A 10156-nucleotide genomic window follows, 5' to 3' on the forward strand; every position below is an offset into this window, starting at 1 on the left:
GACGACGGAGGCCTCTACGGATTACGGCGTATCACCCCGCCAGTCCCACTTGTCCGGCTCGTCCGGGCGCGGCCCGTACTCCGCGCGGCCGCCCGGCCCGTACGCGCCGATCTCGGTGACCAGGGCGGAGCCGTCCGCGAGGGCCACCGGCGTCCACCCCGTGACGTCCAGGAGCAGTCCGTCGAGCGGCCCGCCGACCAGTTCGCGATACTCGCGGCCGGGCCGGGGGCCCGGGTCGGGGTCTTCGTGGTCGGCGCCGTACACCCGCCGTCGCATGATCTCGTCCATGCGTGCAGGATCGCACCCGCCACTGACAACGGCGGGCCCGCGCGGACCGTGGCGGGCCACCGGCTTCACGTGGGGGCCGCCGCCGCGGCCGTCCCCGTTCGGCCCGCAGGGTCCGGGCGGGGACGGCTGGGCGAGGAAGCGAACCGTCATCCCGGCGGCGGCCGTTCTCTTCCTCATCGGTGTGGGCATGGGCGCCGCCGGCGGGGATTCCGGGGCGGACAGGACCGAGGCGGCGGCGAAGTCCTCGCCCGCGCCGACCGTCGCCGCCACGGTGTCGGTCACGCCCGCGCCGGAGCCCGCCGTGACCGAGGCGGTCAACGCCGGCCCCAAGGCGGTCCCGACGGTCACGAAGACGAAGACCGTCAAGGTCACCGTCGCGCCCGAGGCCCCCGCCCGCACCTCCGACGACTCCGGTTCGAGCGACTCCGGTTCGGGCGACTCCGGTTCGGGCGACGGGGGTTCGGGCGACTCCGGTTCGGGCGACGGGGGCTCGGGAGGCGGCGGCTCGGCGTACTACGCCAACACCGCCGTCCGCGCGGCCGGCGCGGCCCCGATCCACCGGAGCGGCCCGGGGTACGGCCCGCGCCTCGGCCGCGACGGGGACGGCGTGGCCTGCGAGTAGGGCGTGATGCTGGAGTGCCCGGCCGTTCCGCCGGGCACCCCTCTCACCCCTTCCCGGACCCCAGCGTCAGTCCGGCGATGAAGTGCCGCTGGAGCAGCAGGAAGACGACGAGGGTCGGCAGCGCGACGATCACCGAACCGGCGGCGAGCAGGTTGTAGTCGGTGAAGAATTGCCCGCGCAGGTTGTTCAGCGCGGAGGTGATGGGCAGTTTGTCGCCGTCGGAGATGAAGACCAGCGCCCACAGGAAGTCGTTGTACATCCAGGTGAACTGGAGCGTGCCCAGCGCGGCGAGCGCCGGGCGGCACAGCGGCAGGGTGATCCGCCAGAACCGCGTCCACACCCCTGCCCCGTCCACCACGGCCGCCTCCAGGATCTCCGGCGGGAGGGTGCGCATGAAGTTGGCCAGGACGAAGACGCAGAAGCCGATCTGGAAGCCGATCTGCACCAGGATGACGGCCCAGAAGGAGTCGAACATCGTCATCGAGTCGGACATCCAGTACGGCAGCGGGATCCGGTTGAAGACGACGTAGAGCGGGGTGACGATCACCTGCTGCGGAAGCAGGTTGCCGGCCGCGAAGAGCATCAGCAGGACCAGCCCGCCGCGCATCTTCAGCCGGGCGAGCGCGAAGGCCACGAACGAGGCGAGGAACAGGGTGATCAGAACGCCCGGCACCGCGATGATCAGGGTGTTGACGAAGTACTTCGTCATGCCGGAGTCGGTGAACGCCTGCCGGTAGTAGTCCAGGGAGAGATGGCGCGGCAGCGAGAAGTAGCCGTACTCGGAGGTCTCGTCGTACGGCCGCAGGGACGCGTACACCGCGAGCAGCAACGGGGCGAGGAAGGCCAGCGAGACCGCCATCAGGAAGGCGTGCACACCGAGCCGGCCGGGGCGGAGCCGACGGCGGGCCCCGGCAGGGGCGGCCGGGACCGCACGGGTGGTCTGCGGGGTGGTCATCTGTCTTTCTCCCCTCGGAGCTCCTGGACCAGGTACGTCACCACGAATCCGAGGGAGACGGTCAGCAGGACGACGGCGATCGCGGAGCCGAAGCCGATGCGGCTTGCCTCGCCGATGATGTTGTCGGTGACGAGCACGGACAGCAGTTCGAGGCCGTTGCGGCCGTGGTTGACCGCGTACACGATGTCGAAGGCGCGCAGCGACTCGATCACGGTGATGACGCCGACGATGACGTTGACCGGGCGCAGGGTCGGGAAGACGACGCGGAAGAAGGTCTGCGCCTCGCTCGCCCCGTCGATCGCCGCCGCCTCCTTGAGGGACTGGTCGACGGCCTTGAGCCCGGCGAGGTAGAGGATCATCACATAGCCGGTGTGGCGCCAGGCGGCGGCCAGCAGGATCATCCAGATGTTGAGGTCCGGATCGCCGAGCCAGTCCGTCGGGGTCTCCGTGTCGCCGATGACGGCGTTGAGCGCGCCCTGGTCCCGCGAGAACACGAGCTGGGCGATGAAGCCGACCACCGCGAGCGAGAGCACGACGGGCATGTACAGCGTGGACTGGTAGAACCGGCTGAACCGCACGCCCCGGTCGATCAGCACGGCCAGGAGCAGCCCGAACGGGGTGGCGACGAAGCCGAGGAAGGCGAGCCAGAGCAGGTTGTGCCGGGCGGCGGGCCAGAACTGCGGGTAGTTCGTGAAGAGGTCCGTGTAGTTGCGGGTCCCGACCCACTCGATGTCGCCGATCCCGTCCCAGCTGGTGAACGAGAGGACGACGGAGGCCAGGGTCGGGCCCCAGACGATGGCGAGATCGAGCAGGACGGGCAGACCGAGCAGCACACCGAGCACGACGAGGTCGCGACGGGTGTACCGCCGTGTGCCCCGACGTCCGGTGCGCCTCCCCGAGATGAACGGCACGGTGGGTACTCCCGGTTCAGTCCGAGGCGAAGATGGACTTCTTCTGCCGTTCGATGTCGTTGACCAGGCCGTCCACGTCGTTGGGGCTGCTGATGAACTTCTGGATCGCGGGGATCATGACCGTGGACGCGAAGTCCGGGCGGGTGTCGCGGTCGAGGAACTGCGAGATCTGCTTGGCGCCCGAGACGAGTCCGACGGCCTTCTTCTGGATCGGGGTGTACGCGGAGGTGTCCGCCTCGTCGCTGACCGCGATGTTGTTGGGGTCGCCCTTGAGGTAGATGTCCTCGGCCTTGCCGGTGGCGAGCCACTTCAACAGGTCCTTGGCGCTCTCCAGCGTCTTCTTGTTCTTGAGGTTCTTGGACTTCTTGGCCAGCAGGAACCCGTCGATCGGTGCCTCGACGGCGTCCTGGCCGTGCTCGGGGTTGATCACGGGGAACGGGAAGAAGTCCAGGTCGCCCTGGTCGTCCTTGGGGAACTGCTGCCCGGGGTGCGGCAGGCCGAGCACGGTCATGCCCGCCTCGCGCTTCTGGAGGCTGGTGGCGGACTCCTGCCAGGTACGGCCGTTGGCGCCGGGCTGACAGTACGGGAGGAGGCGCCGCCAGGTGTCGAAGACCTCCCGGACGCGCTTGTCGGTCCAGGCTTCCTCACCGGCCATGAGGCTCTTGTGGAATTCGTATCCGTTACTGCGCATGTTGATGTAGTCGAAGGTGCCCATGGCCGGCCAGCCGTCCTTGTCGCTGAACGCGATGGGGTCCAGCTTGTCCTTCTTCATCTGCTTGGCGAGCGCCACGTACTCGTCGAGCGTTTTGGGCGCCTGATATCCGCGCTCCGTGAACAGGCTCTTCCGGTGGAAGACGGCCCACGGATAGTAGTAGTACGGGGTGAGGTACTGCTTGCCGTCCTCGCCGGTGGACTGGTCCTTCAGGGCGTCGGAGAATCCCGTGTAGTGCTGCCAGTTGTCGCTGATGTCGTACAGCAGGCCCTTCTTCGCGAAGAACTGCATGCGGTACCCGGCGAACCACATGAAGACATCGTCGGGTTTGCCCTGGAGATAGCGGTTGATGTTCTCCTGGAAGGTGTTGTGGTCGACGGTGTTGACCTCGACCTTCCGGCCGTCCGACTGCGCGGCGTACGCCTTGAACGCGTCGGCGAACGCCTTCTTGGGAACGGGGTCGGACCCGTTCGATCCCAGGGTGATGGTCTTGCCGTCCCCGGCGGGGCCTCCGCCGCACGCGGTGAGCAGGGCGGGAAGCGTGACCGCGCCGGCACCGAGCGCCGCGCCTCGCAGCAGACTCCGACGGGACATCCGATGTCCCGCGACACTGCCGGGCAGATCCGATCTGTTGTACGTGTGTGCCATGACCCCGTCCTCCGGAAGGCAACCGAACACAACCGAACGTGCGCTTGGATCACACTCCCAACATGGGGCACAGTCAAGGGTTTTGACGAGATGTGGCCGACAGGCCGCCCGCCCTCTTCCAACAGACTCCAACACGCTCTAACGTATTCGCTCGTCTTGGCGTGCACATGTCGCCGCCTGTTCCGGCACGAGTACGGAGGAACGTAACGATGCGTCATCTTCCAAGCCGTCCCACCCGAGCGAGCCGCCACAGAGTCCTCGGAGCCCTGGCCGCAGGCCTTCTGTGTACGGCGGGGGCCGTGGTGCCCGCCGCCGCGGACTCCCCCGCACCTGCACCGGCCGCTGGGACCCGGGCCGCGAATGGTCTGGCCCTGACCCCGCCCATGGGCTTCAACAACTGGAACTCCACGCATTGCCGTGCGGAGTTCGACGAGGCGATGGTCAAGGGCATCGCCGACATCTTCGTGGAAAAGGGGCTGAAGGACGCCGGGTACGAGTACGTCAATCTGGACGACTGCTGGGCGATGCCGGAGCGGAATGAGGAAGGAAAGCTGGTAGCCGATCCGGTGCGCTTTCCGCACGGCATCGAAGCGGTCGCGGACTATGTGCACGCAAAGGGCCTGAAGCTGGGGATCTACACCAGTGCCGGCACCAGGACCTGCGACAGCGTGGGCCTCCCCGGCGCGCTCGGCCATGAATTCAGCGACGCCCAGCAATTCGCCGACTGGGGCGTCGACTATCTCAAGTACGACAACTGCAACAACCAGGGCGTGGACGCCAGGGAGCGCTATACAACGATGCGCGACGCACTCGCCGCGACCGGCCGCCCCATCGTCTACAGCGTGTGCGAATGGGGCCAGAACAAGCCCTGGGAATGGGCCGCCGAACTGGGCAATCTGTGGCGCACCACGGGTGACATCAACGACAGCTGGGGCAGCATGCTGTCGATCATGAAGCAGAACCTCCCGCTCGCCGCCGCGGCCGGCCCGGGGCACTGGAACGACCCCGACATGCTGGAGGTCGGCAACGGCGGGATGACGGACACCGAGTACCGCACCCACTTCTCGATGTGGTCGGTGATGGCGGCGCCGCTGCTCATCGGCTCCGACCTGCGCACCGCCTCGCAGGAGACGTTCGACATCCTCTCCAACGAGGAGGTCATCGCCGTCGACCAGGACCCGCTGGGCCGGCAGGGCGAGGTGCTCTCCTCCGAGGGCGGACGCTGGGTCGTCGCCAAGGAGATGGAGGACGGCTCCCGGGCCGTGGCGCTGTTCAACGAGACCGGCAGCGCCCAGCGGATCTCCACCACGGCCGCCGCGGTGGGCCTGCCGCGCGCCTCCGGCTACACCGTCCGCGACCTGTGGGACCACACCACCCGCAACACGGCGGGCGCCCTCTCGGCGACCGTGCCCGCGCACGGCACCGTGCTGCTGCGCGTCACCGCCGGCCACCGCTGGGCCGCACACCCCCCGGCCGTCGAACTCGCCCTGGAGGGCAGCCCGCTGATGGAGGCGGGCCGCACCGCCGCGCTGACGACCGAGGTCACCGACCTGGGCCGCACGCCCGCGCTCACGGTGTCCGCCGCGCTCACCGGCCCGGCCGGCTGGCGGGTCGAGGCCGCATCGGCGACACGGACCGCCGCACTGTCCACCGGCCGCGCGCTGGCCACCCGGTGGTGGGTGACGGCCCCCGCCGGAACGGCCCCCGGCAGCTACGACCTGACGCTCACCGCCCGGTACCGCTCCCCCACCGGTGAGCGGATCCGGTCCGCCGTCCCGTTCCAGGCCCATGTGGTGGTGCCGCCCCCGGCGGGCGGCGGCTACCTCAGCGACCTGCCGCAGCTCAGCGCCTCCAACGGCTACGGCCCCGTCGAGAAGGACACCAGCAACGGCGAGAGCGCCGCGGGCGACGGCCATCCGCTGACCATCGGCGGCCAGGTGTACGCCAAGGGGCTCGGCGCGCACGCGGCGAGCAGCGTCGAGTACTACGCGGGCGGCGCGTGCGGCACCGTGTCGGCGCAGGTGGGGGTGGACGACGAGAAGGGCACCAAGGGCAGCGTGACCTTCGAGATCTGGGCGGACGGCGAGAAGGCCGCATCGACCGGGGTCCTCACCAACGCGATGGCCCCGCAGCCGCTCTCGGCGGACGTGACCGGGGCGCAGGTCGTCCGGCTGGTGGTGACGGACGCCGGCGACGGGGTCGACTCGGACCACGCGGACTGGGGGGACCTGCGGATCATGTGCTGATCCTCGACGGGGGCGGCGTCCACCTCGGACGCCGCCCCCTCACCGCACTCGCTCCGGAACGCCCGTCCGCGCGGCCAGCGCGGCCGCCGCCGCGCCGACCAGGCCCGCGTCGTTGCCCATGACCGCGGGCACCACCGTCAGGTGCTGGACGAACGAGAGGGTGGCGTACCGGCGCAGGGCGGTACGCAGCGGTGCGAACAGCAGGTCGCCGGCCCCTGCGACCCCGCCGCCGATCACCGCGATGTCGATCTCGACCAGGGTCGCCGTCGCGGCGATCCCCGCCGCCAGGGCCTGCGCGGCGCGTTCGAAGGAGGCCACGGCGACCGGGTCGCCGGCCCGCGCGGCGGCCGCGACGCCGACCGCGGTCACGTCGCCGTCCGGGCCGGGCCGCCAGCCGGCGTCCAGCGCGCGGCGCGCGATGTTGGGGCCACTCGCGATGCGCTCGACGCAGCCGCGCGCCCCGCACGGGCAGAGGTCGCCGTCGAGGTCCACGCTGATGTGCCCGATGTGGCCGGCGTTCCCGCTGGGGCCGGGGTGCAGGGCTCCACCGAGGACGAGCCCACCGCCGACGCCGGTCGAGACGACCATGCACAGCGCGTTGTCGTGGCCGCGCGCCGCGCCGAGCCAGTGCTCCGCCGCGGTGATCGCGACGCCGTCGCCGACCAGCGTGACCGGAAGACCGCCCGTGGCGTCGGAGACCCGCTCGACCAGGGGGAAGCCCCGCCAGCCCGGTACGTTGACCGGACTGACCGTCCCCCCGGCGGCGTCCACCGGGCCCGCGCTGCCGATGCCGACGGCCGTCGCGTCGGCCCAGTGCGGGGACGCGGCCAGCTCGGCCAGGACGCCGCCGACCGCCTCCATGACGCGTTCGCCGCTCTCCCGCGCGGGCGTCGGGCGCTGCGCGCGCACCACGAGCCTGCCGTCCCGGTCCACCAACGCGCCGGCGATCTTGGTGCCCCCGATGTCCAGGGCGGCGACGAGGTCGGTTTGCATCGGTGTGGCTCCGGGTGGTGTGGACGGGACCTGCGGCTCAGGTGCACAGTCTGCCCAGTCTCCATTCCCTTGACAACGTTGTCCAGGGCCTATGCTCGACGCCACACCCTCCGGGAGCCCCACGGCAAGCCGCCGTGGCCCGCCGGGACCGCCCGACCGACGACAGGACAGCGCACCGTGGCCGAGACCGCCCGTCATCCCGAGCCCCGCTACGGCAACCGGCCGACCATGAAGGACGTGGCCGCCCGGGCCGGGGTGGGCCTGAAGACGGTCTCGCGCGTGGTCAACAGCGAGCCGGGGGTCACCCCGGACACCGAGCGCCGCGTGCAGGAGGCCATCGAGGCACTGGGCTTCCGCCGCAACGACAGCGCGCGGGTCCTGCGCAAGGGCCGCACCGCCTCCATCGGCCTGGTCCTGGAGGATCTGGCGGACCCCTTCTACGGGCCGCTGAGCCGCGCGGTCGAGGAGGTGGCCCGTGCGCACGGCGCCCTGCTCATCAACGGCTCCAGCGCCGAGGACCCGGAGCGCGAGCAGGAGCTGGTCCTCGCCCTGTGCGCGCGCCGGGTGGACGGGCTGATCGTGATCCCGGCGGCCGACGACCACCGCTATCTGGAGCCGGAGATCAAGGCCGGGGTCGCGACGGTCTTCGTGGACCGCCCGGCCGGGCAGATCCAGGCGGACATGGTGCTCTCGGACAGCTTCGGCGGGGCCCGCGAGGGCGTCGCCCATCTGATCGCGCACGGGCACCGCCGTATCGGCTTCATCGGTGACCAGCCGCGCATCCACACCGCGACCGAGCGGCTGCGCGGCTACCACGCGGCCATGGCGGAGGCCGGGATAACCGTCGAGGACTCCTGGGTCTCGCTGGGCCCGACGGACCCCGACCGCGTCCGCGCCGCCGCCGAGGCGATGCTCGCGGGCCCGGAGCCGGTGACGGCGCTCTTCTCCGGCAACAACCGGGTGACGGTGACGGCGGTACGCGTCCTCGCAGACCGGGAGCGGCCGGTCGCCCTGGTCGGCTTCGACGACATCGAGCTGGCGGACCTGCTCGGCATCACCGTCATCTCCCAGGACCCGGCGGCGGCGGGCCGCACCGCCGCCGAACACCTCTTCCGGCGCCTGGACGGGTCCGGTCACCCCCCGGCGCGCGTGGAGCTCCCGACCCGTCTGATCGCCCGCGGTTCGGGGGAGATCCCTCCGGCCTGAAGGAGGGCCCTCAGGGCGCGGTGACCGTCAGGGTGCCGCGCCGGGGCGAGGCGAAGGCGTCGAGGTCCGCGCGGGTCAGCCCGGTCAGCTCCGCCACCTCCGCGGTGTCCAGGGCGCCGCAGTCGATGCCGCGCAGCAGGTAGCCGCTGAGCGCCTTGGCGGTGGCCGGTTCGTCCATCACGTCGCCGCCGGTCTTGGCCACGTACGCGGCGAGCCGGGCGGCGGCCTGCTCCAGGCCCTCGCGGTAGAACGTGTAGACGGCCGCGTACCGGGTCGGCAGGTGCCCGGGATGCATGTCCCAGCCCTGGTAGTAGGCGCGGGCCAGGGCGCGCCGCGTGAGGCCGTAGTGCAGCCGCCACGCCTCGTGGACCTGCGGGGTGGGGCCGACGGGCAGGACGTTGGTCGAGCCGTCGGAGACGCGTACGCCGGTGCCGGCGGCGGCGACCTGCATGACGGCCTTGGCGTGGTCGGCGGCCGGGTGGTCGCTCGCCTGGTACGCGGCGCTGACGCCGACACAGGCGCTGTAGTCGAACGTGCCGTAGTGCAGCCCGGTGGCCCGCCCCCGCGCCGCGTCGATCATGCGGGCCACGGCCGCGGTGCCGTCGGCGGCCAGGATGGACTGGCTGGTCTCGATCTGGATCTCGAAGCCGATCCGCCCGTCCGGCAGCCCGTGCGCCTGCTCGAAGGCTTCGAGGAGCTGCACGAAGGCGGTGACCTGTTCCGGGTACGTCACCTTCGGCAGGGTGAGGACGAGCCCGTCGGGGAGCCCGCCCGCCCGCATGAGGCCGGTGAGGAAGACGTCCGTGGTGCGGATGCCCCGGTCGCGGACGGCGGCTTCCATGCACTTCATCCGGATGCCCATGTACGGGGCGGCGGTGCCCTGTGCGTACGCCTCCGAGACGAGCCGGGCCGCACGGGCCGCCGCCTCGTCCTCCTCGGCGTCGGAGCGGGGCCCGTAGCCGTCCTCGAAGTCGATCCTCAGGTCCTCGACGGGCTCGCGCTCCAGCTTGGCGCGTACGCGGTCGTGAACCGGTCCGGCCAGCTCGTCCGGGATGCCGAGCACCTCGGCGAGGGCCGCCGCGTCGGGGGCGTGCTCGTCGAGCGCCTTCAGTGCCTCGTCGCCCCAGGCACGCAGGGCGCCTGCCGTGAAGACGTCGCCCGGTACGTAGACCGTGTGCACGGGCTGGCGGGTGCCGGGGTCGCCCGGGTAGCGGCCGGCGAGTTCGGCGTCCACCGGCGCGAGGGACGCGCTGATCCCGTCGCTGACCGCACCGGCGAGGCTCGTCTCCACCTTCTCCTGCTGACCCATCGTCCGCACCCTCCACACTCCGATTGTTTCCGCTTCCCGGAAACAACAATCCGTATAGTGAAGTTATAAGGCGGTCGCATCCGAGTCAACGGTGACCGGGAACGCCCCGGGGCCGCACGGTGCGTTCACCGTGCGGCCCCGGGCCGTCGTTCGTACGAAGCCGTCCGGCGATCAGCCCTTGCGGGTGTTGATCTCCTCGGTGAGCTGGGGGACGACGTCGAAGAGGTCGCCGACGACGCCGTAGTCGACGAGGTCGAAGATCGGGG

The 10156-nt window shown here is 71.1% G+C and carries 9 protein-coding genes; 3 read left to right on the forward strand and 6 right to left on the reverse strand.

Features of this window, described 5'->3' with window-relative positions:
• Nucleotides 1-21: 21 nt before the first annotated feature.
• Entirely contained in the window at nt 22-288 is a 267-nt protein-coding gene (locus ABZ565_RS27615; RefSeq protein ID WP_143625684.1) for a hypothetical protein, read from the reverse strand.
• Between ABZ565_RS27615 and ABZ565_RS27620 the strand changes: the two genes are divergently transcribed.
• On the forward strand, nt 287-910 hold the full coding sequence (locus tag ABZ565_RS27620) for an excalibur calcium-binding domain-containing protein (RefSeq protein ID WP_361032370.1): 624 nt from the start codon (nt 287-289) through the stop codon (nt 908-910). The genes ABZ565_RS27615 and ABZ565_RS27620 overlap by 2 nt on opposite strands.
• Before the next feature lie 43 nt (nt 911-953).
• On the opposite strand, the gene ABZ565_RS27625 is transcribed toward ABZ565_RS27620, so the two are convergent.
• Genes ABZ565_RS27625 through ABZ565_RS27635 form a run of 3 tightly spaced genes read right to left on the reverse strand, consistent with a single transcriptional unit; the run spans nt 954 to nt 4082 of the window.
• A complete protein-coding gene (locus ABZ565_RS27625) occupies nt 954-1865 on the reverse strand; it encodes a carbohydrate ABC transporter permease (protein ID WP_361032373.1) in 912 nt (303 codons plus the stop codon).
• Nucleotides 1862-2776, reverse strand: coding sequence for a sugar ABC transporter permease (locus tag ABZ565_RS27630; protein ID WP_361032376.1), 915 nt, complete (start codon nt 2774-2776; stop codon nt 1862-1864). The genes ABZ565_RS27625 and ABZ565_RS27630 overlap by 4 nt, the downstream gene beginning before the upstream one ends.
• Before the next feature lie 16 nt (nt 2777-2792).
• Nucleotides 2793-4082 (reverse strand): ABC transporter substrate-binding protein, encoded by a 1290-nt coding sequence (locus ABZ565_RS27635; RefSeq protein ID WP_361032379.1) that lies wholly within the window; start codon nt 4080-4082, stop codon nt 2793-2795.
• A gap of 263 nt (nt 4083-4345) precedes the next feature.
• Between ABZ565_RS27635 and ABZ565_RS27640 the strand changes: the two genes are divergently transcribed.
• Nucleotides 4346-6382 (forward strand): NPCBM/NEW2 domain-containing protein, encoded by a 2037-nt coding sequence (locus ABZ565_RS27640; RefSeq protein ID WP_361032382.1) that lies wholly within the window; start codon nt 4346-4348, stop codon nt 6380-6382.
• A 39-nt stretch (nt 6383-6421) separates the two neighbouring features.
• On the opposite strand, the gene ABZ565_RS27645 is transcribed toward ABZ565_RS27640, so the two are convergent.
• Nucleotides 6422-7375 (reverse strand): ROK family protein, encoded by a 954-nt coding sequence (locus tag ABZ565_RS27645; protein WP_361032385.1) that lies wholly within the window; start codon nt 7373-7375, stop codon nt 6422-6424.
• Between the two features lie 177 nt (nt 7376-7552).
• Between ABZ565_RS27645 and ABZ565_RS27650 the strand changes: the two genes are divergently transcribed.
• The gene (locus ABZ565_RS27650; RefSeq protein ID WP_361032388.1) at nt 7553-8581 is read left to right on the forward strand and encodes a LacI family DNA-binding transcriptional regulator; all 1029 of its coding nucleotides are present in this window, start codon (nt 7553-7555) and stop codon (nt 8579-8581) included.
• A gap of 10 nt (nt 8582-8591) precedes the next feature.
• On the opposite strand, the gene ABZ565_RS27655 is transcribed toward ABZ565_RS27650, so the two are convergent.
• Nucleotides 8592-9890: an aldolase/citrate lyase family protein gene (locus ABZ565_RS27655; protein ID WP_361032391.1), complete on the reverse strand. Its 1299-nt coding sequence runs from the start codon at nt 9888-9890 to the stop codon at nt 8592-8594.
• Nucleotides 9891-10156: the final 266 nt, after the last annotated feature.

The sequence above is a fragment of the Streptomyces sp. NPDC016469 genome (assembly GCF_040632905.1).
Classification (GTDB): Bacteria; Actinomycetota; Actinomycetes; order Streptomycetales; family Streptomycetaceae; genus Streptomyces.

Bases quoted from the DNA above. Each gene is read 5' to 3' on its own strand.
- ABZ565_RS27625 (WP_361032373.1), bottom strand. From the start codon at position 1,865: ATGACCACCCCGCAGACCACCCGTGCGGTCCCGGCCGCCCCTGCCGGG.
- ABZ565_RS27645 (WP_361032385.1), bottom strand. From the start codon at position 7,375: ATGCAAACCGACCTCGTCGCCGCCCTGGACATCGGGGGCACCAAGATC.
- ABZ565_RS27635 (WP_361032379.1), bottom strand. From the start codon at position 4,082: ATGTCCCGTCGGAGTCTGCTGCGAGGCGCGGCGCTCGGTGCCGGCGCG.
- ABZ565_RS27655 (WP_361032391.1), bottom strand. From the start codon at position 9,890: ATGGGTCAGCAGGAGAAGGTGGAGACGAGCCTCGCCGGTGCGGTCAGC.
- ABZ565_RS27615 (WP_143625684.1), bottom strand. From the start codon at position 288: ATGGACGAGATCATGCGACGGCGGGTGTACGGCGCCGACCACGAAGAC.
- ABZ565_RS27640 (WP_361032382.1), top strand. From the start codon at position 4,346: ATGCGTCATCTTCCAAGCCGTCCCACCCGAGCGAGCCGCCACAGAGTC.
- ABZ565_RS27620 (WP_361032370.1), top strand. From the start codon at position 287: ATGCGTGCAGGATCGCACCCGCCACTGACAACGGCGGGCCCGCGCGGA.